This window comes from Helicobacter zhangjianzhongii, from assembly GCF_030249855.1.
Classification (GTDB): Bacteria; Campylobacterota; Campylobacteria; order Campylobacterales; family Helicobacteraceae; genus Helicobacter_B; species Helicobacter_B zhangjianzhongii.
Window position 1 is genome coordinate 80,445 of the sequence record NZ_JANURN010000002.1, and the last position, 26,308, is coordinate 106,752.

Genomic DNA, 26,308 nt, shown 5'->3' on the forward strand with positions numbered 1-26,308 from the left:
GGCTGTAAAAAGTGGATTCTAGGTTGAGGGATTCGGTCTTGCTTAGTGGGGATTCGGCTTGCGGGCTAGAATCGGGGATTTCATCGCCTAGCTCACGCGATAGCCACTCAAGGCTTATCTCCGCGTGCGGCTTGAAAACAAGCGAAGCGGTGCAAGGCGGGGGCACGCAAGCAGGTTTCTTTAGAATGCCTAGAATCCTTGAAGAAGAAATCGAGTCAAAATGGAAAATCAAGCTCAAATCCTAGAATCCACTTTTGAAAAAGTGGATTCTAGTGATACTCCCATTTTTGCCACCGCAAAAAATATGGATTGCCACGCCACTGCTACGCAGCGGCTCGCAATGACGGCAAGCAACACTGCTAGTGAAAAAGTGGATTCTAAGGAAACCGCCCAAAATGTAGATAAATCGCCAAACGAAAAAGCCGAAATTGTGCCTGATAAAATCTCGCAGGTGGCAGGATTTTTGATGAAAAAGCGGGGTTGTGCAGCCTTTTGCGCGGAGATAAGACTGAGTGTCTATCGCACAAGCAAAAGGCAAGCCCCCCGCTTTTTCGCAAAAAGCCAACACCAAAACCAAACAAAACACAAACACCCAAAATGAAAAACACGCTAAACACCAAGCTCCTTTTAGAAGGCTTCCGTGATAATAATGCAATCCTAGCTCTTAAACGCGAACTACACGAAATCGCCAAAGATCTGCAAGAGCCGCTTTATATGATGGAAGTGTGCGGTGGGCATACACATACGCTTATGCGCTATGGGCTAAGTCATCTGCTACCAGAATCTATCCAATGTATCCACGGACCGGGCTGCCCTGTGTGCATAATGCCAAAAAGCCGCATAAACCAAGCCTACACCATTGCTATGCAAAAAGATGTGATTTTACTAACGCTAGGGGATATGATGCGCGTGCCGGGCTCTTTGGGGAGCTTGCAAGATGCTAGGGCTTTAGGAGCTGATGTGCGCTTTGTGTATTCACCTATGCAGGCTCTAGAGATCGCCAAGGCTAATCCATACAAGCGCGTGGTGTATTTTGCTATCGGCTTTGAGACGACTACGCCGATGACTGCAGCTGTGCTAAAGCGAGCGATAGAATCCGGGCTAAAAAATCTCTTTATCCATAGCAATCATGTCCTAGTCCCACCGCCTTTATATGCGATTTTAGGTAGTAAGGATTGCAAGATCAACGCCCTAATCGCGCCTTCACATGTAAGCGTGATCGCAGGCTCTAAGATTTATGAGCCGCTTTTTGAGCGGTTTGCTATGCCTATTGTAGTAAGCGGCTTTGAGCCTGTGGATATGATGGAGAGTATTGTGATGATCGCGCGCCAAGCGGTGCGCAATGCCCCTAAGCTTGAAGTGCAATATCGCCGCGTGGTAACGCGTGAGGGCAATACAAAAGCCCAAGAGCTTATGCGCACATATTTTGAGATAAGAGAGAGCTTTGAGTGGAGAGGGCTAGGACACATAGCAGGATCTGCCTTGCGATTGCGCGATGAGTTTAGCGCATTTTGCGCGGAGAGAGAGTTTGCTAGCGTGCTAGATCACACGCCCATAGCTGATAATAAAGCTTGCCGATGTGGCGATATTTTGCGCGGTGTGGCAAAGCCACTTGATTGCAAAGTATTTGGCAAGTCCTGCACTCCAGAGCACCCTCTAGGGAGCTGTATGGTAAGCAGCGAGGGGGCTTGCGCGGCGTATTATAAATACGGGCAAGTATTATAGAATCTACTTAGGATAAAGCCTCTAGCATACACTTACAATCGCGTGCGCTAGGCTTGATAGTGCTTGCACACTAGAATCTAGCATAGGGCTTAGGGTATGAGTGGATTCTAGTGCGGATTCTAGGCTAGCTTGCGGATCGGGCTGCGGAAATATGCGCAGGAGCAAAAAGCCTTGGATCACAAGCAAGTTGATAATATCGATGAAAAATGCCCCCACAAGCGGGACTATCATAAATGCCGCGTGGCTTGTGCCATAGTGATTGGTAACAGCCTGCATATTGACCACAGCCGTAGGCATAGCCCCAAGCCCAAACCCACAATGCCCAGCGGCAAATACGCTTGCATCATAATCCTTGCCTAAGAATCTAAAGGTGATGAAAATCGCATACGCTATCATCATCAATGTCTGCACCACCAAAATCACGATAAGCGGCAAAGCAATATCTGCTAGCTGCCAGATTTTGATGATGAGAAATGAGAGAGCAAGAAACAACGCCAAGCTGACATTCCCTAGCACAGATACTTCTCTATCAAATACATGGTGGATTTTGAGCGCGGCTAGGGTGTTGCGCAAGATGATCCCGCAAAACAAGCACCACACAAATGTAGGGATATTGATCCCTAATTGATCACGCAAGGTGGGTGTGCTGATCTGGGTGATAAAATTCCCCACGAGTAAGCAAGTAGCAATTAGGGCTAGAGATTCTAGAAATGAAGCAGTGGTGATGAGCCGCTCTTTTTGCGGGGCTTCAAAATTGCTCGCTAGAGTGCTTTGCTCATTAGTGTCTATGCTATGGCTAGAATGCGGGGTTTGTAGCTTGTGCCTGCGTATAAGAAATCGTGCGACAGGACCGCCGATAAGCCCGCCCATCACAAGCCCAAAAGTCGCGGCTGCAAGCGCAGCTTCTCTGGCATTACTAAGCTCATAGGGAGACTTGGCAAACATATCTGCCCAAGCCGATCCGGTCCCGTGTCCTCCGCTCATCGTGATAGAGCCACCAAGAAGCCCTACTAGCGGATCTACGCCCATAGCAAGTGCCAGCCCCACGCCCACGATATTTTGCAAAAAGAGCAGTCCTGTTACAATCACCAAAAACAACACCAAAAGCCGCCCACCCTTTTTGAGCGAAGAGAAGTCCGCACTTAGCCCAATACTTGAGAAAAACGCCAGCATTAGTGGATCTTTTAGAGACTCATCAAAGGCAATATGCACAGAAAAATACTTATAGCCGATAAAAATCGCGATACAGACAAACACCCCGCCCACAACAGGCTCGGGCAGATCAAAATCTCGCAGGAATTTAATGCGTGCTAGCAAAAATCTCCCAAGCAGCAGCACCGCCACCATAGCCACAAGCGTGGAATAAAAATCCAAAGAATACTCTCTCATCATAGTCTCCGTATTATCGCATAAAGCGCAAGCCTTAGAATCAAGGCTATTTATTTTGTGTTTTGATTGTCTGTGGGGGTGTTCGCCGCTAGCTCTTCGCCCTCTTTATACCACTTAGAGATAGGTTCGGCTATGCTGTATGTAGGGTATTTGAAGCTATCTAGGACGATTTGTGCCATTGTTTGATTATCAAAGTTAAATACTAGTGGGGCTAGGAAGTTGATCGTGGATTGCTGGATAGGGTTTTGCATCACCATAATATTGGCGACAAAGATGTTTTTGGCATTTTCTAGATCTAGCAGTAGTTTCATCGCCACAGGCACTTCGAAGTCATACTCGCGCAAGATGAAAGGATTGATAAGCACAAATACCGGCGCTGGCGCATCGACATTACTCAAACGCATAAAAATCTCATCGATTTTTTCAAGCTTCATTTTCACAACATCTTCAAAGCCTAAAATGGGCGACTTGACTTCAAAAACCATCACGAACCTTTAAATTTGCAAACTTAAGTATAGCTGCCGATTCTATCTAATTTTTTGTGAAAATCAAATATACTTGAGGTGCAATCTTTGGATTTTGCTACAATCTCGTGCAAAATATCTAGCTACATTTATGAAACGGAGAATCTGTGCGGATCGATAGTTTTCTCAATGCGACAAATATTGTCAAAAAGCGTTCAATCGCGCAAGATATGTGCGCAAACAATGTCATAGAGCTCAATGGTGTGCGTGCCAAAAGTAGCAAGGAAGTGCGCGTGGGCGATGTGATCACTCTGCATTTTCTCACCTATACAAAATCCTACAAAATCCTAGCGATCCCCACCACACGCACCACGCCAAAGTCGCTATCTGCAAGCTTTGTGCAAGAAATAATCCACTCCTAGAATCCACTTTTGAAAAACGCAAATGGATTGCCACGCAACCGCAACCGCGCCTGCTCGCAATGACAGAGCCGCGCAATCTTAGAATCCCAAAGCGGCGATGAAACAAGCTTAAACCCCTAGAATCCACTTTAATCACTCTTATCTTTTATCACCCATCTCGCACCCGCCTATCCCCATTTTGCGCCAGATCCGCGCTTATGGTGTGGCGTGATCCCAACGATGATGGGGCTTGTCTTATGGGGACTTATGGGGGCTTGGTGGTTTGCTTTAGTTTGTAGCATAGCATTAGGCATCGCCAAGGTTATGCTTACAAAGCCATAAGTAAGCATTTGCTATACTGCGCCTTTCTACAAAGATATGGAGTGATTATGCAAGATCTAAGCCCTACACAATCCCTTAGAATCCACTTTTGCGACTTTGGCGATATGCAAGGTATCGCCCAAAAGATTTGTGCCATACTACAAGAGCATTTTACAATCATACTTGATAGTAAAGCCCCGCAATATCTCTTCTACTCTGTTTTTGGTAGCGAGCATATCAAATATGATTGTGTGCGCATTTTTTACACCGGTGAAAATATCACGCCTAATTTCAATATCTGCGACTATGCCATAGGCTTTGATCATTTACACTTCTTAGATCGCTATTTGCGCTATCCGCTCTACCTTTTCTATGAGCAAGACACACAAAGAGCAAGCAACAAGCACAAGGGCGTTGATGAGACACTTCTAGCAAGCAAGAAGCGATTTTGCAATTTTGTAGTGAGCAATGGCAATGCTGATCCTTATAGAGAGCAAGTCTTCTACGCGCTTAATGCGTATAAAAAAGTGGATTCTGGCGGGAGGTATCTAAACAACATAGGGCAGCGCGTGCAAGATAAATTTGCCTTCCAAAAGCAGTGTAGATTCTCCCTTTGCTTTGAGAATTCTTCTACTCCGGGCTACTTGACAGAGAAGCTTATCCAAGCAGCAGCAGCACAGACTATCCCAATCTATTGGGGCGATCCCTTAGCGACTAAGGCATTATCTACGGGGGGGGGGGGTAAATGCAAAGGCGTTTATCAATGCCCATAGCTTCCCTACCCTAGAATCCTTGATCGCGCATATCAAAGACATAGACACAAGCCCTAGCAAGCAGCTTGCGATACTGCAAGAGCCTTTGTTTTTGGACTCTAATCATATCGAGCTTTTTGAACGCCAGCTTGAGCAATTTCTGCTCTCTATTGTAAGCCAGCCTTATGAGAAGAGCTTCAGGAGGGGGAGGGCTTGCCTAAGGCTCTTTGAAGAGAGGCGTTATAGGCGATATGTGGCATTTATAGGGGTGTTTAAAAGGCTGAAATCTTGCCTGCGCTTTAGGAGTGTGGAGATATTTTGCAAGGACAAACTAGCACGCATAAAGCAAGCCCTTTTCAAAGCCTAGCCTATAAATACGCGCATTTCTAGCTACAAGGACTTATCTCTACATCTATTTATAAAGTAGAATCCACTTTTGCTGTCATTGCAAGAGTGCATTAGCAGCGGTGCGGTAGCTACTGCCTTTGCCATAGAATCCACTTTTGCCCTATCTTTGGCGCGTGGATTCTACCGCTTGGCACGCATTTGTGTGGAGGGGCTTGTGGATTCTAGCTTGGTATGATCAGTGTCTGCTTGGTAGCTGTCTTATCACGCATCGCATATTCTAAAATAGCTAGAATCTAGTCTATAAAGTCTTTGAAAAATTCTTTGAGAAAATCTCGCGCTTCTTCATTGCGCTTTTTTATCGCTTCTTTGTCAAACTTATCCACTTGGCTGCCAAATCCTTTAGTATAGGGGATATGAGATCTTCCATACGCGGCTTGCTTTTGCTCTGGGGATTTATCGCCTGCTTCACTATTTAGACTCTTTTCTAGGGTGAGTAGATTCCCATACGAGTGCTTAAGCCCATCAAACTCGCCCCTATCGCTAAAGCCATAGCCCCTCCACTCTCCCTTATCACCCCAGCTTTGCGGGCATATATGCTCGATACCTAGTGCATTGCCTAGGTCAAAATTCTTTTGAGAAGTTCTAACAAGCCCTAGCAGATCTCCTATCGTCAAATTGGGGCAAGTGTGCTTGAGAAACACATAGTGGTAGCCAGCTTTGCTATCGGTGTTAAACGCGCTTTGCACAAACCCTTCAATATGACTTTGCAAGTTTTTGCCCGTTTTTATACAGATTTTTTGTATCTCTTTTAGCAATTCTTGCTTAGTTATACTTCTAGCTCCATTATCTCGTATCAATCCACCATCGCGTATCACCGCATTGATGTCATAGACTGATTCAGTGCGCAAAAGCTTGGATAGCACGAAGTCTGCCCTAGTGATAAGCTCTACTAGCTCTTCTGTATTGGCGATTGCAGGCTGCATATAGAGACGCACAAGCGTGGGGTAAAGGCGCGGGTGTAGATTCTCCAAATAAAGGCACTCAAAAAGCACCTTGTTTGTATCGATTTGGTCTAAAATCTCTACAAATGTCTTAAAAAAGTCGCGCAAATCCATCACATAATGATCGATAAACTCCCCTAAAGCCTGCGGATCTTTTTTGCAATGTGCTAGATAATCTTTAATGATTTTATATGTCATCTCTGTGGTAACTCTAGGACCCATCGCCGAGCCTTTGAGAGACAAAGTGGGGTAGCTGCCTAAGTGGTGGCGCAGCATTTCAGCTTCTTTGAAATTTGTCCCCCCTACTACCGAGCTATGCTTATGGCTCTCTATATGCGCAGAATACTCAAAAATCTCGCCAAAGAGATCATTGATCTTATCATCAAGCCTTGCACTACAATAGCGATTGGAGTAGTAGATTAGCAGGGATTTAAGCTTGTCAAATGTCTTTAGCGGCACGCCGCGATCATTGACACTTTGGAATGTGCGGATAGCCTGCCCAGCGTTACTCTCTCTAAACACAATTAGCTGCATCGCTAGCAAAGTATCGATATAGAGATTGACCTCTTCACTTGGCAGATTTACACGACTTAAAATCGCATCAAACACTTCACGGAGATTTTGCTGCCCTTTTGTGTGGGCTTGGTCTTGTAGCTCTTGTGGGATATGCGAGCTACCAGCATAGCCTAAAAGCTTGGTGAAAAAGTCTTGGTTTTTCTCAATGACTTGGAGTCTAGAGGTTTGCTTCCCATCATCTGCTTCTATATAGGCTCTATTTATGCTGCCTCTTGCCAAAAGCGCGTAAAGCAGCATAAATATCGTAGTCATTCGCTGCTGCCCATCGATTAGATCGTAAGCATTATACGATCCGTGCGGGGCGATGACAATCGTGCCCAAGAAATGCCCGCTTTCATCGCTTTGTCCTTTGCCTCTAACAATCTCTACATTTTCTTGCAAATCTTCCCAGAGATCGTTAAGCTGCTCGATCCCCCACGCATAGTCGCGCTGATAGTTTGGGATATAAAACACCCCCATTTGTAATGCTTCTCTTAGATTTCCGTTTTTCATTGTTGCTCCTTTGATTAAGATTGCCTAGCAGTATTTCAAGTTTTTCACTTTGCTAGTGGGATAGATAAGATTTTGGAATATCTCTTGCACAATCCTATCGCCATTGATCATGTCAAACTCCCTTTCATACAGCACCCACTCAAACTTCCTAGCCCCTATCTCTATCGTAGCCACTGCAACTGGGACTTTGATACGATAACGCTGCGTGGCACTACCATTACGAGAGATATTTGCGTAGGAGCGGCGCTCATATGTTGCCTTTGTCCTATCATATATGAAGTCAAGCTTCTCTATTTGCATATCGCCCCGCAGAAGAGCTGTGCGGATCATCCTGTATTCTTCAAACTTTTTTGGGTCAAATCGCGGATCATTGGCTGTATCAATACACTCTCTTTTAATCAGGTAGTTATATATCAGCTCAATATTAGTAATGATCCACCCTGAGTCATAGCAGCTATCACACTCTGCTGCTGGATCATCAAACGCCCATTTGCGATCTCGTTTTTTTAGTTTTCCGCACGCCTTGCACATATCATCAAACTCCGTGTGGATACATTCATCACATGGCTTGACTCCTTTTTCTATACATTTTCTGCATAGTCTTTTTAGATAGAATCTATACTCTTCTGCATTTTCGATAATATCTTGCTGTGCTTGTTTAGTTTGTGTGAAATCCCAATTTCCCATGTGATCTTGCATTACCTTGGCAAATCTTTTTTGCATAGCCGGATCATCGGCAAAATAATGTGGAATAGCATGTCGCTTCTCTTTCCACTCTTCTCTTGTGATATATCGCCCTTCCGCCAATGGCACTTTGTCGTATTCATTCCAACTTACACCGCTCATATCGCTTAGCTCCATCTCAAACTCATACTCCACACTCTCCCAGCCTATAATCTTAAGCCCTAAAAATGACTTTTGTATCTCACTACTAAGCTCAGTGATAAATTTTTCCACCTGATCTTGTGTCATTACGCGCCTTTGTGATTGCTAGCTCACTAATGATACGACATAATTTCTTAAATAATTTATAAAAACGACTTATTATCATAGTTAGCTTTAAAGAGAGTTTGCCTTTAAATGCCAAAAATTTAAAGGCAAAGCATTATGAAATACACCCAAAGAGACAAAGCCAGAATCCTGCGTATCACCACCCGCACACTCCAGCGGTGGAAGACCACTAAGCCGGAGCTTTATGCGATCATTGAAGCAGGCTTTAAAATGCGTGAGAATCTAGCCAGCCAAGAGCTCTACCACCAAGAGATCCTAGAGCTTATCAAATCTGTCGATCCCAACTCCACCCACTCTATCAAATAGCTCTAAACCCTAGAATCCACTTTTTCTAAAGCTGAATCGTTTTAGAAAAAGTGGATTCTAGTAATGATTATTCTGCTACCGCAGAATTTATGGATTGCCACGATTTTGCTAGCGCAAAATCTCGCAATGACGGAAAATAAGCGTTGCTACTAGAATCCACTTTTGAAGGTTTTTGACTTCACAAAAAGCTTGTTTTACTTCAATACGATTCTAGGGATTATCAAAGAAGCTGCGCGTTGCTTGCTTTGCCACGCCGCTAAAGCGGCTCGCAAGCGAGAGAAAGTGGGCGTTATTTCACAAAAAGCTTGTCTTGCTTCACAAAGTCCATTTTACTTTCGCACGATTCTAAGAATTGCGGTGGGGACTGTGGTTGCTTTGCGTGATTTTCTAAAGAAACTTCGCTCTGCTCGTTTTGGGGTAGGAGTTACCTAAGCGGTAATGACTGCCCTAAAATCACGCAACACTGCCGCATTGCCTACCCAAAGCTGAATCGTTTTACAAAAAGTGGATTCTAGAGCGAGGGCTTAAGGAGATCACAGCCACTGCAAAATCGCACCTTCCACCTGCTCTTTTTCTAGCACTTGTGTGTGAAGCTTCGGCTTGCTAAAAAGCTCTGTGATCCCAGCACCAATGCTCGCCCCAGCATCTAGCATTATCTGTATCGCCTGCTTATCATCGACCCTCTTACCAAAGATCGCTTCCACCACACTTGGGGCAAATTTACTCCACTCAGCCGTAGCGCAGACAAGCGTCTTTTGACTAGGGTTTATGGCACAATGCGCCCCGTATGCTAGGGCAGTGTGCGGATCTAGGATATAGCCTTTGTCAAAAGCTGTGCGGATCATCTCTCTAGCCTTTGTATCATCGCCCCACCACGCACAAAAATGCTCTTGCAGCTTTTCTAGCTCATCGCCGCTTAGGGCATAGCGCGAAGTGGATTCTAGGGACTCTTGCAGCTCTTTGGTGCGCGTATCGCCATAGAGGTAGAAAAGCACGCGCTCGACATTGGAGCTTTTTAGTATATCCATAGCAGGTGAAATGCTCTTATGCAAGGATCTACCTGCGATGTCATACACGCCGCTTGTTATAAGCTCTGTAAGGATATTGTTTTGATTACTAGCGATGATGATCTGCCCTAGCGGCAGCCCCATACACTTAGCCAAAAACGCCCCCAAAGCATTGCCGAAGTTCCCGCTAGGCACGCTCACTGCTAGCTTCTCCCCCCACTTCATCGCCCCTTGTCGCACAAGCGTGAGATAGCCCCATATATAGTAGATGATTTGGAAAGCGATTCGCCCAAAATTCACAGAATTTGCCGCGGAGAGTTTATAGCCCTTTTGCGCGATTTTATCGGTGAAGTCTTGGCTGTTTAGTAGGGATTTTAGCAGGCTTTGCGCGGTGTCAAAGTCGCCTACAATGCCTAAGGTTTTGAGATTGGGCGCGGAGGCTGTTTGCATTTGCAAGCCTTGCACTTGGCTTGTGCCGCCATCTGGATAGAGGCAGATCACTTTGACATTGGGCTTAGAGGCAAGGGCGGCAAGCGTGGCAGGTCCTGTGTCGCCGCTGGTGGCAGTTAGGATTAGATAGCGTTGATTATGCGCGGCTGCTAGAGAGCTAAACAAAGAGCCAAAGGGGCATAGAGCCATATCCTTAAACGCCCGAGTAGGTCCGTGATAAAGCTCTAGGAAATAGGCATTTTCACGCTGGGTGATGGGGGCTGGGTTATTAGGGTCATCAAAGCTTGCATAGCAGTGCAAGGCAGCATCTAGCACGCTAGAATCTATCTCTATCTTTAAGTGCGTGAAAATCGCCTTGCATAGATCATTGTAGCTAGAATCTAGCAGCGCGCGAAAGTCGATTGTAGGCAGTGTGGCTAGGGTATAAAGCCCTTTAGAGTCAGCAGCGGGTGATAGGATCGCTTGGGTGAAATTGGCGGGTGGGGTGGTGGCGTTGCGTGTGGAGGTGAAGGGGTTCATTTTATAGTCCTTTTTGAGCAATCTAGCGATTCAGTCTTGGGTGAGCGATTTCGTAGATTTTGGGGATTTGGAGGCAACCGCAGACCTCTAGTCTAGCTCTGCCTCCAAATCCCCAAAAAACTCCAAAAGCCCCACCGCAACCCTTAGAATCGTGTTAAGATAAACAACCTTAAAAAAGTGGATTCTAGGGCTGGCGATTCAGCAGGCGCGATTGTAGCAGATTTAAGCTTTTGTTGTAAGCTTGCGATTTTTCTAAGGAGCTAGCTATGGCATTATCATATAAACTTGTGATGTTTGGATTCCCGGCGTTGTGTGAGGACATCGATGAGGTGCAAGCAAGGATGCGCCAGATCCCGCCAGAGCGTGCTAAGGTGGAGACTTTGGAGCAGTGCTATGTGATCGATCTGCACACAGGCGTGCGCTATGAGATCGCCTGTGATGAAAAGGGCTTTTATATCTGTGATTTCTCTGCGGATACTAGCGAGTGAAGCGTGTATTTGCTATAATCGCGCCTTTGCTAGAATCCACTTTTTTAAGGTTGTTTATCTTAGCACGATTCTAAGGGTTGCGGTGGGGCTTTGCGTCTTTTGAAAAAATTTAGGGTAGGAGCTATCTTGTCGATAGTGACTGCCCTAAATTTTTTCAATGGCGTGAATCGCTCGCCCAAAGCTGAATCGCTAGATTGCCCACTTTTTATAACAAGGACAGCTATATGAATATGCAAGAACTACAAAGCAAAGCAAAAACACTCATCGAAGCCCTCCCCTATATCCAACGCTTTAGTGGCAAGATCATTCTCATCAAATATGGCGGTAGTGCTATGGAAGATGAGAGCTTGAAAAAAAGCGTAGTGCAGGACATAGCCCTGCTAAAAAGCATAGGCTTTAAGCCTATCATTATCCACGGAGGTGGCAAGGAGATCAGCAAGTGGGTGGGCAAAATGGGCAAGGAAGCGCGCTTTGAGCAGGGACTACGCGTAACCGATGAAGGCACGCTAGAAATCGCCCAAATGGTGCTAAATCGTATCAACAAAGACCTTGTAGGCTATATGGCAAGCTATGGGGTTAAGGCAGTGGGGATAAGCGGCAAAGATGGCAATACTTTTTGCGCGCAAAAAAAGCTCGCAAATGGCGTGGATATAGGGTTTGTAGGCGAGGTGCAGGCGGTGGATACAGCCTTGATTTTAGGGCTACTTGATAATGGCTTTGTGCCGGTGATTTGCCCTATTGGTATGGATACAAATGCCCAAGATTATAATATCAACGCCGATGATGCCGCCTATGCGCTAGCTATCGCGCTAAAGGCAGAGAAGCTTGTCTTCCTTAGTGATATTGAGGGGATTTATCGTGATTTTGATGACAAAGCCTCGCTTATCACGATACTACCGACCTCAAAGGCTAAGGAGCTGCTGCAAGGCGGGGGCATTAGCGGTGGTATGCTGCCAAAGCTACAAAACTGCATAAAAGCCGTGGAGAGCGGTGTATCGCGCGTGCATATTATCGATGGGCGTATCAAGCACTGCTTATTGCTGGAGTTTTTTACCGATGAGGGTATAGGCACGGCGATTTTGCGCGATTGATAATACATTAAGGAGAGAGTATGGCAAGGAAAGATTCTAAACAAAAAGTGGATTCTAGGAAAAGTCTAAATTAAGGAGTAACAATGGATTCTAAGAAAAAAACGCCAAAAGTGGATTCTAGCACCGCAACATCTCTCAACAAGCCAGCAAAGGATTCTAAGATTTCTACCCACATAGGGGCTGAAAGTGCGTTTGATAGCCAACTTGTAGAATTACAAAAAGTGGATTCTAGGAAAAACGCTCAAAGTTTAAACAAGCCGCAGGCGGCAGGATTGTGCGGCAAAAATACAAGGGCTGAAAGTGCGTTTGATACAAAAGCCGCAGGCGGAAGGATTTTTGATGAAAAAGCGGGGTTGTGCAGTGGCGAGCAAGGAGATAAGACTTGCGGTCTATCGACGCAGCGAGCCACAAACTCCCCGCTTTTTCGCAAAAAGCCAACGCCAAAAATGAAAAAGCCAAATGACAGCGCGATTTTGCAGGTCTATTCCCGCTTGCCTATCATCTTTAACAAAGGACAGGGAGTATATCTCTATGACACGCAGGGCAGAGAGTATTTAGACTTTGGGGCGGGTATCGCTGTCAATGCCCTAGGCTATGGCAACACCGCTTTCAACACCGCGCTAAAAGAGCAGATCGATAAGCTTTTGCACATTTCTAATCTCTACTACAATCTCCCGGCAATAGAGGCTGCTACAAAGCTTGCTAAAGCTAGTGGGCTAGATCGGGTGTTTTTCACCAATAGTGGGGCAGAGGCGTGCGAGGGCGCACTCAAAGTCGCCAAAAAATACGCCTATGAAAAGGGCATAAAATCCCCCCAAATCATCGCTATGAAAGATTCTTTCCACGGGCGCACGCTTGGTGCGCTATCAGTTACAGGCAATAGCGCGTATCAAAAGCCCTTTAAACCGCTGCTCTCTGGCGTGAAATTCGCCCGCTTTAATGACATAGCAAGTGTAGAGCGGCTTATCACGCCAAAGACCTGTGCCATTATGCTAGAAACCATACAGGGTGAAGGCGGGGTAACGCCTGCTAGCAAGGAGTTTTTACACGCTATGCGCAAGCTTTGTGATAGGCACGATATGCTGCTAATCCTTGATGAAATCCAATGCGGTATGGGCAGAAGTGGGAGTATGTTTGCCTATGAGCAGTATGGGATAATGCCTGATATTATCACCACGGCGAAAGCCCTTGGCTGTGGTGTGCCTGTGGGGGCATTTGTGCTATCACAAAAGGTCGCTGACCTCTCACTAAAGCCCGGAGATCATGGCAGCACCTATGGGGGCAATCCATTTGTATGCGCGGCAGTGAGTAAGGTGTTTGATATATTTGAAGAGCTGCAATTAGTGCAAAGAGTGATTAAGCTTACACCTAGCCTCACACAAGTGCTACAAGAGCTATGCGATCGCTATGATTTTTTACACAGCGTGCGGGGTAAAGGCTTTTTGCAAGGTGTCCAGATTGATCCAAAAAGCAAAATCCAAGCAAAGCACATAGTCCAGCTTGCCATAGAAGAAGGGCTAATAATCCTTAGCGCATCGCATAATGTCCTGCGCTTCGCCCCGCCGCTTATCATCACGCAAGAGCATATAGAGCTAATGCGCCAGAGACTCACACGCGCACTTGATAGAGTGAGCTAGAATCTAGCTTGCGCGATTCAAAGATAATTTACAAAAAGCAGCTACAATTGCTGCACTCACACGAGAAATCTACCCTTGGAGAACATAATGAAACGAGATTCTTACAGCATACTTAAACGAGGTCTAATTGCCACGACACTTATCTGCTCTTTTAGCCTAAGCGTAGCAGGGGCTAAGGTGCTTGCCACCGTTGATGGCACACAAATCACAGAAGAAGTGTTTGATGAGATTAAGGCGCAAAATCCGGGCTTTGAGTTTAGCAAGCTCCCTAAAAATCAGCAAAAAGAGCTACTAGACCAAGCGATCAATAATGTCCTAATCGCCAAAGAAGCCAAGCGTGCCAAAATCGACACCACACCAGAATTCACACAGGCATTTGATAAAATCACGCAAAATATCAAAGATCGCTTGCTAGTCCAAGCGTGGGCGCAGAAGCAAGTCCAAGAAATCGCTTCTAAAGGCTCTGCCACAGAAGCTGATGCAAAAGCCTATTACGACTCCCATAAGGCTGAGTTTAAAAAGCCCAATGTCCGCGCACGCCACATTGTCGTAAAGACAGAAGCAGAAGCGCAAAAGATCATCGATGAGCTAAATAAAGCCCCTAAAAGCAAAGTAGAATCCACTTTCATCACACTTGCCAATACACGCACCATCGATCCGGGCAATAAGCAAGCCCAAAATGGCGGGGATTTGGGTGCGTTTGAAAAAGAGCATATGGTAAAGCCATTTTCTGATGCGGCATTTGCGATGAGCCCCGGGACTTACTCTAAAGCCCCTGTGAAAACAGACTTTGGCTACCATGTGATCTATGTCATTGATAAAGCAAGTGAATATGCCTTTGACTCTATCAAGCAGCCGCTTATCAATATGCTTAATGAAAAAAAGGTCTCTGAAACGATGAAAAGCAAGGTCGATAGCCTACGCGCAAAAGCCAAAATCCAAATCTCTAACTAAGTCAAACCAACTAAGGAGCGAGCAATGCTAGTCAATGGTAATGAGATCTTGCAGAAGGCACATACAGAGGGCTATGGTGTCGGGGCGTTTAACTTTGTGAATTTTGAAATGCTAAATTCCATTTTTATGGCGGCAAATGAGGCAAAATCCCCCATCATCGTTCAGGCAAGTGAAGGGGCGATTAAATATATGGGGATTGATATGGTTGTAGGTATGGCACAGACTATGGCTAAACGCTATCCGCATATCCCTGTGGCATTGCACCTTGATCACGGCACAAGCTTTGAGTCGTGCAAAAAGGCAGTAGATGCGGGATTTACCTCTGTGATGATTGATGCCTCTCACCACCCTTTTAAAGAAAATTTAAAAATGACCAAAGAAGTGGTAGCATACGCCCATAGCAAAGGGGTTAGCGTAGAAGCGGAGCTTGGGCGGCTTATGGGGATTGAGGATAATATCTCTGTTGATGAAAAGGACGCGGTGCTGATTAACCCTGATGAGGCAGAAGAGTTTGTCAAAGCTACAAAGGTGGATTACCTAGCCCCAGCTATTGGCACAAGCCACGGGGCATTTAAGTTTAAAGGTGAGCCAAAGCTGGATTTTGACCGCTTGCAAGAAGTGAAAAGACGCACCAATATCCCGCTAGTCCTGCACGGCGCAAGCGCGATCCCTGATTATGTGAGGGAGGCATTTCTAGCCACAGGTGGGGATTTGAAGGGGAGCAAGGGCGTGCCATTTGCATTTTTACAAGAAGCAGTCAAAGGCGGGATCAACAAAGTCAATATCGACACGGACTTGCGGATCGCCTTTATCGCCGAAGTGCGTAAAGTGGCAAATGCGGATAATACGCAGTTTGACCTACGCAAATTCTTCGCCCCTGCAATGGAATCTATCACAAAAGTTATGGTAGAGAGGATGGGCATTTTGGGCAGTGCTGGGAAGATATAGAGACTCTGCCCCTAGAATCCACTTTTTTATCAAGCGTTCAGTCTTGGGCTACTCTCGATTCAGTTTTGGGCGAGCAATTCACGCCATTGAAAAATTTAGGGCAGTCATTACCGCTCAAGATAACTCCTACCCTAAATTTTCCAAAGCGCGCAAGGACCCCACTGCAACCCTTAAAATCGTATTGAAGTAAAACAAGCTTTTTGAGAAAAGTAGCTTTATCATCATTGCGAGGCACAGCCCAAGCAATCCACAATTCTAGCGCGCAAGTGGATTCTAGGATAAATGCTCTTTCTCCGTCATCGCGAGCCTTGAAAAAAGGCGCGGCGATCCACAGCCTAGAATCCACTTTTTGAAAAGTGGATTCTAGAGCAAGGGCGGTTGATTCTATGGATTACTAAAGAAACATCGCCTAACGGCGAGCGTTTTACTTGTTTTCTAAAGAAACTTCGCTTCGCTTGTTTTCTAAAGAAACTTCGCTTCGCTCGTTTTGCCGCGCTTGTTTCACACGGCTCGCAATGACAAAGCTGCAGTGGATTGCCACGCGGATAAATCCGCTCGCAATGACAATGAAAACGCCGCTAATAAAAAAGTGGATTCTAGGGGGTTTGATTCTGCTAGGTCAAAACTATGGATTACTAAAGAAGCTTCGCTTCGCTCGTTTTGCCGCGCGGATTTTCAATCCGCTCGCAAGTGAGAGAATTTGTGCTTTATCCCTAGAATCCACTTTGAAAATGGATCGCCGCGCTCGTTTCACTCGCTCGCGAGTGATGATAAAGGGCGTTTGTGGCTGTGTTATCAAACGAGGATTCTACTTTTGGGCGTTTTCTTTGTCATCGCGAGCCTTGCACCGCGTGGATTCTAGGATAATGGCTTAATGATTGCTTTCCCTTTTTCTATGGACAAAATCTCTACTTTATCACCATCGCGCAAAGCCATAGAATCTACAGCCGACTTGGAGTCGCTAGATTCTAGGCTCTCTAGCTGATATGCCCAGAGCGTGCCTTTGAAATACACCATTCCTTGCTGGATCTCCCCCACACCGCCATTTTGTAAGGAGTCTTCATAGACTTGAGAGCCTTTAAACCACGATTTTATGGGCTTTCTTAGCACAACAAGGCAGAGCAGAGAAAAAAGACAGATACTTAATGCCTGCCATACATACACACCCTCCACACTACCGCCCATAATATCGCCAAAGCCTATGAACGCTTCAATCCCAGCTGTGATACATAACCCCATACCGATAAAAAGCAAGAAAAATGAGCCAAAAAATATCTCCGCCACAATAAAGCCAAACCCCAACCCCAAAAGCATAAGTGCCGACATCTTACTTCCTTATATTTGTGCTGCTTTTTAGCAAAACTCCCGCAAGGGATTTGGATTCTAGGCTTGCTTGAGAGCTAAACCTTAGAATCGCCAAATCTACGCCTTTTTGCCCTTGCCTAGAAATTCACTTATCACACTAAGCCCACCGATAAATTCACTCGTCTCATAGGGGATAATCACCTTATCTTTACTTGGATTCTTACTTAGCTCCGTGAAAGCCACAATTCGCTCTTTTGTCAGCAAAAACTCCGCTGCTTGAGCGTTTTTGCTCATTTGGTTAGCGATAAGCTCCATCGCATCGCTCTGTCCTTGTGCTAGGGCGATTTGCTCATATTTTTTGGCATCTGCCATTCGTTCAATAGCTTCAGCTTGCAAAACCTTTTCTTGCTTTAGGGCTTCGGCGTTGCGGATTAAAGCTTCTTTCTCCGCTTGTGCTTTTAGCTCAATGGCGCGCTTTTCTCTCTCTGCCTTCATCTGCAGATTCATCGCATTTTCTATATCCTTTGGCACAGAGATTTCGCTAATCTCCACACGCATAATCTTCACCCCCCAATTATTTGCCGCATCGCCCAAAGCCACTTGCAAAGCAGCATTAAGCCTATCGCGAGATGAGAGAGAATCATCTAGATTTATCCGCCCTATCTCACCGCGAAGTGTCGTGGTAGCAAGGTTTGCAATGGCTTGTTTATAGTCATTGACACTATATACCGCGGATTTTGCATCAAAGACCTTTAAAAACACAATCCCATCAATATTGATATTGACATTATCTTTAGTGATCACCTGCTGACGCCCGATGTCTATCATCTGCTCCCTAGCACTCACCACCGCACTTAGCCTATCAATGATGGGGATAATGAAGTGAAACCCACCATCAAGCACCCTGTGGAATCTCCCCAGCCGCTCCACAATGGCAATATCTGTCTGTGAAATAATCTTTATCCCAAAAGCTAGCACCACCACGCATAGCACAAACACCACACCAGCAAAAATAAGCATTCTATACTCCTTGTTAATTAGATCTAGTATTGTAACCGATCTTGCCTAATAGTCCATCTTTGGCTGCTAGCACGATCCCAAATAGCACAAACAAATAAGTCGTATTCCACCGCCATAGCAAGCAGTCAAAAATCATCGCCACACTAAGTGCCACGATAAACACCACCCCACCGATAAACACGATCCCATAGCTTTTTCGCGCTAGGGATTGTGTTTGACCACAGGGGCTAGATTCTTGCACCTTTGCCACAAGCTGTCGCATATCGCGGAAAAACACCATATAGCAAAAGCCCCCAATCGCTAGTAGCCCCACGATAGATAGCTCAAAAGCAAGCGATAAAAGCTGATTATGCGGGTGTGGGTAGCCTTTGGGGCGATCGGCGAGTGAAAGCACATAGCTATGATGCAAAGAATCTCTAGGGAAAATCTGCTCTAGATTATCCACATAGCCCAAAAAGCCAAAGCCATTAGGGCGCAAAGGATTCTGCCATATCGCCTGCCAAGCAGACTTGCCCATAGAGAGCCGTGCTAGTGAGCTATGCTCCCACGAAAAGCTCTCATCTTTGGGGAAAGAGAAGCGCGAGCAAAGCAGCCAGCCATAGAATCTAGATGCACGCAAATACGCTCCTTTAATCGTAAAGTCTGCGCTAGATTCTAGCACGCCAAACTCCTTGATAAGCGCAGGGATAGTAGAATACTTGGTAAAAAAGAGCGAGTCGTGATTATAAGCGTGAAATGCAAGGGGCTTAGTAAAGTCAAAGGCTTTGTTGTAGAAAATCACTTCCACAGCGCACGCTCTATCAAATCGCCCCATAGCTGCTGGCTCAAAGCTAAGGACATAGGAGAGATTATTTGCCATTTTGTGGAAGTTATATCGCTCATTCCACTGCGCACTAGCCACATACACCACCGCGACAAAGCCTATCGCAAGCACCCCCACAAATCCTAGAATCCACTTTTTATACGCGAAACCAAAGAGCAAAAACGGCAGCAAAAGAGCCACAAACACCGCCACAAAGACAAGCCGAGAATTATTCGCCAAAATCGCCAATAGCGCGATACTAAACAAAGCCACGCTATAGAAACGAGCTTTGCCACGAGTGAGCCAAATCATAGCGATAGAGAGTGCCGCAGCAAGCAGCAAAATAAAGCTATACACAAGAGGCTGGTCATTGCCAAAGCCTGTGGCACGAGTATTGACAGAAATATCGCCATTAGCATAGTCTATGGCAAAATCCACAATCGTAGCCACAGGCTGGATAAACACCACCGCAAGCCATAGCAAGAAAAAGAGCAAAAATCCTTTAGAATCCACTTTTTTAAGCGCGAGATAGACTATCACCATAAATAGCCCATCAAATGCCAGCCTGCGGACATTCTGCAATGATTCATAGCTATTTGCGCTATATAGGCTTGAGAGTGCGCCAAGTGCTAGCACAAGCGCAAAAGCCCCAAGGAGCCAAAAGTGGATTCTAAGCGCGGCAAAATCACGCCAAAACGCTAGCACAAACACTCCGCTTGCCACATACAAAAGATTGATAGCAAAGGAGCTTTTGATAGGGATAAGACTATGGGAGAGCGGCAGCACGCTTAAGGCAGCTAGCACAAGCCCTATACAAAGCAGCAAGCAGTAAGATCGCCAATTTTTTATCATACACTGCCTTGATACACGCTACTTTGCGATGACAAAGGCAGAGATAGGGTAGTGCTTGCCTGCTCGCTTTAGCTCCATATACGCACGCAGTCCCTTTGCCTCATCGCCCCCAAAGCCCCTAAGCTCTTGCTCAAGCGTATCTACCATCTCTAGCTCAACTAGCACAAGCAAATATGCCATTTGCGCATTTTCATCATTATCCGCTAGCTGCTTAAAATATGTGAGCCACACATCAGGGGTGCATTGGGCTTGCATAGCCTTTGCCAGAGAGATATAGGCATTTGTATCAAAGCCTACTTGCTTGCAAAGCCCAGCGATTGTGGCGGGATCTAGGGCTATATCTAGCTCCTTGCACAGAAGCAAAGCCTGCTGCAAAGAGCTAGGATCTAGGCAGTCGCAGGCATTGGCGTTTAGGGCTTTTTGCAAGTCTTTGGCATTTTTAGACTCACAAATAAGCCTAAAGGCATAGGCACGCACTTCATCACTCTTGCTTGGGTCGCTAAAAATTTCTAGCGCGTTTTTATTGCTTTTTAGGGCGTAGTTTTTGGTGTTTTGCAGGGCAAATGGATTGTTGTTGTTTAGGTGGTATTTGCGTATGTCAGTGAGCTCGCCTTGGGCGATAGCGCGATAGAGGGAAAAAAGCTTATCAATCTTGGCATTGCCAGAGTCTTGTGAATCAAGAGCTGGCACAAGGTGAAATCTAGCGATTGTGTTAGAGAGCTGCTGATTGCTAGGGTGATAGAGCTTGCTTGGGCTAGAATCCACTTTTTCAAAAGTGGATTCTAGGGGGCTATGCGTAGCAAAATGCGTGGCTTGGGCGTGGATTTGATCGATAAGAAGCGTGAAGTCTTTTTGAAGTTTTTTATCCACGATGATGGTGCGCAGCTTTTTATAAAAGAGCAGCATACTTGTGCAGATGAAAAACACCCCCACAGGCACACACACCCAAAACGCAGTTGTAAGAGCTAGTCCTGTATCTAGCTCATATCGCTGCACACATAGCCCAAACGCCCCCCCAAACACCGCGACAAAAAACACTAATGAAAACAGCGCGTAACCTGTAAAATTCATCATATCTCCTTAGTTATGATTTGGGCTGATTTTTTTCATACAGCTCCCTACAAGTGATACAAAAGCGTGCGTGGGGCTTTATCGTAAGCCGCTCTTTGCTGATTGTATCATCACACATTTCACAGATCCCATAGGTATTATCAATGATTTTTTGCAATGAAGCTTCAATCTCGGCAAGCTCTAAGGTGTATTTCTCAATGATTAGCGAATCTAGCTCGCCTTGGATTTGCGCGGAGATCACATCGCTATCATCGGTAAGGGAGCTTGCGTGCAAGTCTTTGATATTGGCATTTCTCAATGCTAGGATTTCTAGTAAATCTTGCTTGCGAGCAAGTAAGATGGCTTCAAACTCTGCTATGTCAATGGGACTTTGCACACACGCTCCTTGTGATGTGGTCATTTGTGGTAGGGGTGGTTTGCCAGCAGGCTACACGCGCGGTAAATCTGCTCTAGCACGATCACCCCCACAATACTATGGCTAAAGGTCAGTGGGCTTAGGCTTATGGGCGTGGTTTTCTCAAGGAAGCGCGACTCAAAGCCAAACGCCCCACCGATGAAAAATGCTAGCTGCACCTTATCTTCAAAAAGTCTAGCAAACTCCCTAGAATCCACTTTTTGCCCAGCAGGGTGCAGGGCGATATTTGCCTGCTTGCTTGGCAGTAGCAAGGGTAGCAGAGCTTTGGTGTAGGACTCTTGGGCTGCTTGGGGTCCTTGCTTTTGGGCTTTGGCTACTACACTTGGGAAAATATACTGCATTATGATCTCCACGCCAAAGCTTCTGCACAGCTTGTGGTAGTGGGCTTCTAGCTTTGTAGGTGGCAGTGGCTTAGATATGGTGTAGAGCTGGATTTTCATAGCTGAAAGGATTGAGATATAGGCTTAGATCGCTTAGAGTCTTGCGTAGATCCCCCCTTGATACGACCATATCAATAAGCCCGTGTTCTAGGAGAAATTCTGCGGTTTGGAAGCCCTGTGGCAAATCCGCGCCAATAGTCTGCTTAATCACCCTAGCCCCGGCAAAGCCTATCATAGCTCCGGGCTCTGCGATAATCACATCACCCAAAAACGCGAAGCTAGCACTCACGCCCCCAAAGGTAGGATCTGTCAGCACAGAGAAAAACGGCAGTGAATGCTCGCTTAGGCGATTGAGCGCGGCAGAAGTCTTTGCCATTTGCATAAGCGAGTAGGTGGATTCTTGCATTCTAGCCCCGCCGCTTGTGGAGATGATGACTAGGGATTGATGCTTTTGCACCGCGCGATCAATGGCACGCACGATTTTCTCCCCCTCCACAGAGCCAAGACTCCCTCCCATAAACGCGAAGTCAAACACCACAATCTGCATAGGCACGCCCTCTATGCGACCTTCTCCTGCGATCACAGAGCTAGGGCGACCGGTCTTTTGCTCGTATTTTTTCACGCGTTGTTTATAGCTCTCTTTATCCACGAAGTTAAGCGGATCGACAGGGGCTAGGGACTTGTCGTATTCGATGAAGCTTTCACTATCGCATAAAATCTTGATCCTATCAGTAGCGCAAATGCGGAAGTGGTAATTGCACTTTGGGCATACTTGCCCAAGGGCTGCGACTTCTTTGTAATACATCAGCGCACCACATTTGTGGCATTTGACCCAATGACTTGAAGTGTCTTTGGCACTTCTTGCTTCATCGCGTTTGATGTTTTTCAAAAACTCCATAAATCCCATTACCCATACTCCTGATTCTGCTAGTTGTGCTTGGTGTGGTGTTTGTAAAGTATTTGTTCAATCATACCAAAATCTTGCTTATTTTGACTTACAAGCAAAAAGTCCTTCTCCCTTGCGATAGCCAAATCACGGCAGAGGAAAAGCCCTGCTAGCGCATCGTATTTGCGTATCGCTCCACAAAAAAGGAAGAAATTATGCTCTAGCGCGTAGGCTAAAGAGAGCGCGCTAGCCCCTAAAGAGCGGAATTTAAGCTTATGGGCATACAGCTCTCTAGCAATCTCTGGGTGGGAGTAGGCTTTCTCAAAGATCCCACACTTCGCACGCGTGGGGGCTATGGGGGAGTGCTTTTGTGTGAAAAGGTGGATTCTAGTCGCATTTGGCGTGTCGCGATTGCCATAGATGATTTGCGCACTGCAGAAATTCACCACCGCGGCTTCTAGCACCTGCCCTGTGCTATCACACAGAGCTAGACTCGCGCCATAGTAGGGGATATTGGAGAGGTAGTTGTCGCTGCCATCAAGTGGGTCTAAGATGATAGTGAGTTTGTTGGTGGATTGAGCTTTTTTTGGTTTGGGCGTTGGCTTTTGCGCGCTTTTGCGGGAGTCTGCGGCGTGGGCTTGCTCATTATCGCCTAGATAAATCCCTTCGCCCACGCCTTGACAACCCACAAAACGAAGTTTCTTTAGAAAATCATCGCAAAATCCTGCCGCCTGCGATTCGCTTACTTTTTGGGCGTTTTTGTCAAAAATCCTAGAATCCTTTGCTGACTCGCTTACATTTTTGGCGTTTTGGGTAAAAATCTTAGAATCGCTTGGGCTTGTCCCAGAATCCTCGTTTGCTGCCGCCTGCGCCTTGCTTAGAGTTGCGGCGTTGTCAAAAGTGGATTCTAGGTTTGCGGTGCTAGAATCCACTTTTTTATTAACGCTATTTTTATCGTCATTGCGAGCGGATTTATCCGCGTGGCAATCCATAGAATCCACCGCCCTTGCCCTAGAGTCCTTATTTGTATCCATCTGCGACCCAGCTGGTATAAATCCGCTCTCTTCAGAATCTATATGTGCGATGTGGGATAAGTGCTTGACAAAGATAGCTTCACATAGCAGATCCGCACCTATGCTTATATCTCCGCCTGCGCCTTTTGCGCCTGCTTGTAGCAAATGCGCTTCGCGCGTGGCAAGTGCTGGGATAATCTCTCTAGCTGCTTGCAAGAGCGCGCATAAAAACTCGCTCATATCGCTCCTTTGGTCTATGTGGATTCTAGTCGTGTAGTCGCGGTCAAAATATCGCGGTCAAATATCGTGGTATTGTAGCGCAAATAGTGTAGATAGCTAGCACGCAAGCTAGCCCTAGCGCACTATCTTGCCAAAGCTTAGGAGATAGAGCAGTATTTTTGCTAGCGACTCTATGCGAAACCACACAAAAAGCGAAGCGCACATATTTTTGACATAGTGGCTAGCCTGCGCCTTTTTGCACAGCACCAAATAGCGCAAGATCTTATCAAGCTTCCCATACAGCTCCCTATCACAAGGCGCAAGCTCTCTAGCGCACAATGCCAAGGCTTCTGCGACTTTGCCATAAGCTCCAATGTCTTCTAGGGCTTTTGCCCTGCTTTGCGCCCTATCTTTGCAGGAGCTAGTAGAGGAGCTGGCATTGGCGCAGTAGATATAGAGCTTCTCTGGTAGGGTGATAGCAGTAGAGCTTAAGTGCAAAAGGACAAAAGCCTTTAGCAAATCTTCTGCTAGTGTGATAGGACCTGCCACACGCGATATGATACTATCTGCCCTAGCGATTAGCTCTCGTTTATAGAGCTTGTTCCACAAATATGGGCTAAATTTACTACGAGTGGGGAAAATCAGCTTGCTAAGAGCAGAGCCTGTGTAGATCATACTGCCTTTAGGCTGATACACATAGCGGTAAAATCCCTTACACTCACTGCCAAAGACCACCATATCCGCTTGTGATTGACTAGCACTTTTGTAGGCAAGCTCGCATAAATTGGGCTTGATATAATCATCACTATCCACATACAAGATATACTCGCCTTGGGCTAGACTCGCGCCCACACAGCGCGTGTGGAGCAAGCCTAGGTTTGTAGGGTTGCGCAAAATATGGATTCTAGGGTCGCGCGTAGCAAAAGATCTAGCTATCTCCATAGCTCCATCACTCCCGCAATCATCAACGATGATAATTTCAATATCGCGCAATGTTTGTGTGATGAGTGATTGGAGGCAGCGTGTGATGTAGGGTTGGGTATTAAAAACAGGGACGATGATAGAGATGTTTGGTGGTGTCGCAGCTTGGCTGGTGGATTCGGCTTTGCGCGATAAATCTTTGATTGCTTCGCGCGTGCTGCAGTTACATACGCCAAGTATGCGCCCTTGCACGCACTCGCAAAGCAAAGATTTATCATCGCAAATCCTAGAATCCTTTGGCTGCTTGCTTACATTTTTGGCGTTTTTATCAAAAATTGCAAAATCCTGCCGCCTAGCTGCATTTTGAGAAACCACATTTTGAGCGTTTTTGTCAAAAATCCTAGAATCCACTTTTTTATTAGCGGCGTTTTTATCGTCATTGCGAGACACTGCGCTAGCAGTGGCGCGGCAATCCATAGAATCCACCGCCCTTGCCCTAGAATCCACTTTTGCAAAACTAGATTCTAGGCTATGGATCGCCGCGCCTTTTTTCAAGGCTCGCGATGACAGAGAGAGGGCTGGCTTGCGTAGATCTTGCGCGTTGTTGGGGTCTAAAATAATAAGGCGTGATTTCATCGCTTGTCTTTATGCTGGAAGATCACGCTATTGTGTGCTTTGGCGACTAGGGCATAGCCTTTAGAGAAGAGAAAGCGCGCGATTTCATTATCCTGCAAAGCGACCATATCTAGCTCGCCATAAATGTTTGTCAAAATCTCTACGATTATGATGTGTGGCACGAAGCTTTCCCAATCATTGCTACGCAAGACAGAGAGATCAAAGCCCTCGCAATCTATGCTTAAAAAGTCTATCTCCACGCCCTTTGGCACATAAGTATGCAGCACTTCGCCGAGGGTGAGCAGCGGCACTTTGACTATGCGCTGGAGCTTGCCTAGAGAGTTTTGGGCGACTTGTTTATCAAAGGTGTTCCACGCGGGTTCATTAAACATATAATACTCCATATATCTAGGTGTTTGCTTGTCGCTGGAGGATTGGGCTTTTTTTGGTTTTGGCGTTGGCTTTTGCGCGCTTTTGGCGGATTCTGCGGCGGTGGCTTGCTCATTACCGCTTAGGTAAATCCCTTCGCCCCCGCCTTGAAAGCCACCAAAACCAGCGAAGCGGTGCAAGCGCAGCGCAGCAGGTTTCTTTAGAAAATCATCGCAAAATCCTGCCGCCTGCGATTCGCTTACTTTTTGGGCTTTGTTGCCAAAAATCCTAGAATCCTTTGCTGGCATTTTTAGATTTTGCGCTTCACTCGTAGAATCCACTTTTTTATGGATCGCCACGCCGCTTTGCGCGGCTCGCGATGACAATGAGCTAGAATCTAGGCTTTTAGATTCTAGGCAAACTTGCTCGCGGTTGGATTTTGGCTTTTCATTACTGCTTTTGGATTCTAAGATTGCGGAGCTAGAATCGGGGCTTTTCAAGGCTTGCAAGGAAGATAAGACTAGTGGTCTATCGACGCCGCAAGGCGCAGAAATCCACGA

The 26,308-nt window shown here is 46.1% G+C and carries 33 protein-coding genes; 17 read left to right on the forward strand and 16 right to left on the reverse strand.

The window, feature by feature from the left end; all coding sequences use genetic code 11:
- Nucleotides 1-11: 11 nt before the first annotated feature.
- From NYG90_RS02135 to hypD, 3 genes are read left to right on the forward strand one after another with little or no spacing between them, the layout of a single operon-like run.
- Nucleotides 12-245, forward strand: coding sequence for a hypothetical protein (locus NYG90_RS02135; protein WP_285256633.1), 234 nt, complete (start codon nt 12-14; stop codon nt 243-245).
- Nucleotides 221-601 (forward strand): hypothetical protein, encoded by a 381-nt coding sequence (locus NYG90_RS02140; RefSeq protein ID WP_285256632.1) that lies wholly within the window; start codon nt 221-223, stop codon nt 599-601. Before NYG90_RS02135 ends, NYG90_RS02140 begins: the two co-directional genes overlap by 25 nt.
- Complete coding sequence (gene hypD / locus NYG90_RS02145; RefSeq protein WP_285256631.1) at nt 598-1,725, forward strand: hydrogenase formation protein HypD; 1,128 nt, start codon at nt 598-600, stop codon at nt 1,723-1,725. Before NYG90_RS02140 ends, hypD begins: the two co-directional genes overlap by 4 nt.
- A gap of 21 nt (nt 1,726-1,746) precedes the next feature.
- On the opposite strand, the gene gltS is transcribed toward hypD, so the two are convergent.
- Nucleotides 1,747-3,114 (reverse strand): sodium/glutamate symporter, encoded by a 1,368-nt coding sequence (gene gltS / locus NYG90_RS02150; RefSeq protein WP_285256630.1) that lies wholly within the window; start codon nt 3,112-3,114, stop codon nt 1,747-1,749.
- A 50-nt stretch (nt 3,115-3,164) separates the two neighbouring features.
- Complete coding sequence (gene fliW, locus NYG90_RS02155) at nt 3,165-3,599, reverse strand: flagellar assembly protein FliW (RefSeq protein ID WP_115010838.1); 435 nt, start codon at nt 3,597-3,599, stop codon at nt 3,165-3,167.
- 146 nt (nt 3,600-3,745) lie between these two features.
- Between fliW and NYG90_RS02160 the strand changes: the two genes are divergently transcribed.
- Nucleotides 3,746-4,000 carry a S4 domain-containing protein gene (locus NYG90_RS02160; protein ID WP_285256629.1) on the forward strand — a complete coding sequence of 85 codons (255 nt, stop codon included), beginning with the start codon at nt 3,746-3,748 and terminating at the stop codon, nt 3,998-4,000.
- Nucleotides 4,001-4,167: 167 nt separating this feature from the next.
- Here the strand turns inward: NYG90_RS02160 and NYG90_RS02165 are convergent, their stop codons facing one another.
- Nucleotides 4,168-4,329: a hypothetical protein gene (locus NYG90_RS02165; RefSeq protein WP_285256628.1), complete on the reverse strand. Its 162-nt coding sequence runs from the start codon at nt 4,327-4,329 to the stop codon at nt 4,168-4,170.
- 39 nt (nt 4,330-4,368) lie between these two features.
- Between NYG90_RS02165 and NYG90_RS02170 the strand changes: the two genes are divergently transcribed.
- From NYG90_RS02170 to NYG90_RS02180, 3 genes are all read left to right on the forward strand, one after another.
- Nucleotides 4,369-5,073: a glycosyltransferase family 10 domain-containing protein gene (locus NYG90_RS02170; RefSeq protein WP_285264638.1), complete on the forward strand. Its 705-nt coding sequence runs from the start codon at nt 4,369-4,371 to the stop codon at nt 5,071-5,073.
- A gap of 19 nt (nt 5,074-5,092) precedes the next feature.
- Nucleotides 5,093-5,419 carry a hypothetical protein gene (locus tag NYG90_RS02175; RefSeq protein WP_285256626.1) on the forward strand — a complete coding sequence of 109 codons (327 nt, stop codon included), beginning with the start codon at nt 5,093-5,095 and terminating at the stop codon, nt 5,417-5,419.
- Between the two features lie 69 nt (nt 5,420-5,488).
- Nucleotides 5,489-5,635 (forward strand): hypothetical protein, encoded by a 147-nt coding sequence (locus NYG90_RS02180; RefSeq protein WP_285256625.1) that lies wholly within the window; start codon nt 5,489-5,491, stop codon nt 5,633-5,635.
- A gap of 58 nt (nt 5,636-5,693) precedes the next feature.
- On the opposite strand, the gene NYG90_RS02185 is transcribed toward NYG90_RS02180, so the two are convergent.
- Both NYG90_RS02185 and NYG90_RS02190 read right to left on the reverse strand, forming a co-directional pair.
- Nucleotides 5,694-7,469 (reverse strand): DUF262 domain-containing protein, encoded by a 1,776-nt coding sequence (locus tag NYG90_RS02185; protein ID WP_285264639.1) that lies wholly within the window; start codon nt 7,467-7,469, stop codon nt 5,694-5,696.
- Nucleotides 7,470-7,493: 24 nt separating this feature from the next.
- Nucleotides 7,494-8,441, reverse strand: a complete 948-nt coding sequence (locus NYG90_RS02190; RefSeq protein ID WP_285256623.1) for a hypothetical protein — start codon at nt 8,439-8,441, stop codon at nt 7,494-7,496.
- 135 nt (nt 8,442-8,576) lie between these two features.
- Between NYG90_RS02190 and NYG90_RS02195 the strand changes: the two genes are divergently transcribed.
- Both NYG90_RS02195 and NYG90_RS02200 read left to right on the forward strand, forming a co-directional pair.
- The gene (locus NYG90_RS02195) at nt 8,577-8,786 is read left to right on the forward strand and encodes a hypothetical protein (RefSeq protein WP_115010832.1); all 210 of its coding nucleotides are present in this window, start codon (nt 8,577-8,579) and stop codon (nt 8,784-8,786) included.
- A gap of 162 nt (nt 8,787-8,948) precedes the next feature.
- Nucleotides 8,949-9,218, forward strand: a complete 270-nt coding sequence (locus NYG90_RS02200; protein ID WP_285256622.1) for a hypothetical protein — start codon at nt 8,949-8,951, stop codon at nt 9,216-9,218.
- 101 nt (nt 9,219-9,319) lie between these two features.
- On the opposite strand, the gene thrC is transcribed toward NYG90_RS02200, so the two are convergent.
- The gene (gene thrC / locus NYG90_RS02205) at nt 9,320-10,762 is read right to left on the reverse strand and encodes a threonine synthase (protein WP_285256621.1); all 1,443 of its coding nucleotides are present in this window, start codon (nt 10,760-10,762) and stop codon (nt 9,320-9,322) included.
- 266 nt (nt 10,763-11,028) lie between these two features.
- Here thrC and NYG90_RS02210 point away from each other — a divergent pair, with 266 nt between their 5' ends.
- The 8 genes from NYG90_RS02210 to NYG90_RS02245 all read left to right on the forward strand — a co-directional run bounded on the left by NYG90_RS02210 (nt 11,029) and on the right by NYG90_RS02245 (nt 16,755).
- Nucleotides 11,029-11,250, forward strand: a complete 222-nt coding sequence (locus NYG90_RS02210) for an acetate and sugar kinases/Hsc70/actin family protein (RefSeq protein WP_285256620.1) — start codon at nt 11,029-11,031, stop codon at nt 11,248-11,250.
- Between the two features lie 230 nt (nt 11,251-11,480).
- Nucleotides 11,481-12,341 (forward strand): acetylglutamate kinase, encoded by an 861-nt coding sequence (argB, locus tag NYG90_RS02215; protein WP_285256705.1) that lies wholly within the window; start codon nt 11,481-11,483, stop codon nt 12,339-12,341.
- Between the two features lie 446 nt (nt 12,342-12,787).
- Nucleotides 12,788-13,978 carry an aspartate aminotransferase family protein gene (locus NYG90_RS02220; RefSeq protein WP_350338544.1) on the forward strand — a complete coding sequence of 397 codons (1,191 nt, stop codon included), beginning with the start codon at nt 12,788-12,790 and terminating at the stop codon, nt 13,976-13,978.
- Nucleotides 13,979-14,065: 87 nt separating this feature from the next.
- Nucleotides 14,066-14,932, forward strand: coding sequence for a foldase protein PrsA (locus NYG90_RS02225; protein WP_285256618.1), 867 nt, complete (start codon nt 14,066-14,068; stop codon nt 14,930-14,932).
- A 24-nt stretch (nt 14,933-14,956) separates the two neighbouring features.
- Nucleotides 14,957-15,880, forward strand: coding sequence for a class II fructose-bisphosphate aldolase (locus NYG90_RS02230; RefSeq protein ID WP_285256617.1), 924 nt, complete (start codon nt 14,957-14,959; stop codon nt 15,878-15,880).
- Nucleotides 15,881-16,080: 200 nt separating this feature from the next.
- Nucleotides 16,081-16,233, forward strand: coding sequence for a hypothetical protein (locus NYG90_RS02235; RefSeq protein WP_285256616.1), 153 nt, complete (start codon nt 16,081-16,083; stop codon nt 16,231-16,233).
- A gap of 134 nt (nt 16,234-16,367) precedes the next feature.
- On the forward strand, nt 16,368-16,574 hold the full coding sequence (locus tag NYG90_RS02240) for a hypothetical protein (protein ID WP_285256615.1): 207 nt from the start codon (nt 16,368-16,370) through the stop codon (nt 16,572-16,574).
- 37 nt (nt 16,575-16,611) lie between these two features.
- Nucleotides 16,612-16,755, forward strand: a complete 144-nt coding sequence (locus NYG90_RS02245; protein WP_285264640.1) for a hypothetical protein — start codon at nt 16,612-16,614, stop codon at nt 16,753-16,755.
- On the opposite strand, the gene NYG90_RS02250 is transcribed toward NYG90_RS02245, so the two are convergent.
- The 10 genes from NYG90_RS02250 to NYG90_RS02295 all read right to left on the reverse strand — a co-directional run bounded on the left by NYG90_RS02250 (nt 16,739) and on the right by NYG90_RS02295 (nt 26,257).
- Nucleotides 16,739-17,206, reverse strand: a complete 468-nt coding sequence (locus NYG90_RS02250) for an NfeD family protein (protein ID WP_285256613.1) — start codon at nt 17,204-17,206, stop codon at nt 16,739-16,741. The genes NYG90_RS02245 and NYG90_RS02250 overlap by 17 nt on opposite strands.
- A 96-nt stretch (nt 17,207-17,302) precedes the next feature.
- Nucleotides 17,303-18,205 carry an SPFH domain-containing protein gene (locus NYG90_RS02255; protein ID WP_285256612.1) on the reverse strand — a complete coding sequence of 301 codons (903 nt, stop codon included), beginning with the start codon at nt 18,203-18,205 and terminating at the stop codon, nt 17,303-17,305.
- 13 nt (nt 18,206-18,218) lie between these two features.
- A complete protein-coding gene (locus NYG90_RS02260; RefSeq protein WP_285256611.1) occupies nt 18,219-19,859 on the reverse strand; it encodes an O-antigen ligase family protein in 1,641 nt (546 codons plus the stop codon).
- A gap of 18 nt (nt 19,860-19,877) precedes the next feature.
- Entirely contained in the window at nt 19,878-20,930 is a 1,053-nt protein-coding gene (locus tag NYG90_RS02265; RefSeq protein ID WP_285256610.1) for a hypothetical protein, read from the reverse strand.
- A gap of 13 nt (nt 20,931-20,943) precedes the next feature.
- Nucleotides 20,944-21,306 carry an RNA polymerase-binding protein DksA gene (gene dksA / locus NYG90_RS02270; RefSeq protein ID WP_285264641.1) on the reverse strand — a complete coding sequence of 121 codons (363 nt, stop codon included), beginning with the start codon at nt 21,304-21,306 and terminating at the stop codon, nt 20,944-20,946.
- A 20-nt stretch (nt 21,307-21,326) separates the two neighbouring features.
- The gene (locus NYG90_RS02275) at nt 21,327-21,785 is read right to left on the reverse strand and encodes a 23S rRNA (pseudouridine(1915)-N(3))-methyltransferase RlmH (RefSeq protein WP_115010818.1); all 459 of its coding nucleotides are present in this window, start codon (nt 21,783-21,785) and stop codon (nt 21,327-21,329) included.
- Nucleotides 21,757-22,632 carry an acetyl-CoA carboxylase, carboxyltransferase subunit beta gene (gene accD / locus NYG90_RS02280; RefSeq protein WP_115010817.1) on the reverse strand — a complete coding sequence of 292 codons (876 nt, stop codon included), beginning with the start codon at nt 22,630-22,632 and terminating at the stop codon, nt 21,757-21,759. The genes NYG90_RS02275 and accD overlap by 29 nt, the downstream gene beginning before the upstream one ends.
- Nucleotides 22,633-22,652: 20 nt before the next feature.
- Nucleotides 22,653-23,864: an inositol monophosphatase family protein gene (locus NYG90_RS02285; protein ID WP_285256608.1), complete on the reverse strand. Its 1,212-nt coding sequence runs from the start codon at nt 23,862-23,864 to the stop codon at nt 22,653-22,655.
- Between the two features lie 114 nt (nt 23,865-23,978).
- Nucleotides 23,979-25,400 (reverse strand): glycosyltransferase family 2 protein, encoded by a 1,422-nt coding sequence (locus tag NYG90_RS02290; RefSeq protein WP_285264642.1) that lies wholly within the window; start codon nt 25,398-25,400, stop codon nt 23,979-23,981.
- On the reverse strand, nt 25,397-26,257 hold the full coding sequence (locus tag NYG90_RS02295; protein ID WP_285264643.1) for an FkbM family methyltransferase: 861 nt from the start codon (nt 26,255-26,257) through the stop codon (nt 25,397-25,399). The genes NYG90_RS02290 and NYG90_RS02295 overlap by 4 nt, the downstream gene beginning before the upstream one ends.
- Nucleotides 26,258-26,308 lie beyond the last annotated feature (51 nt).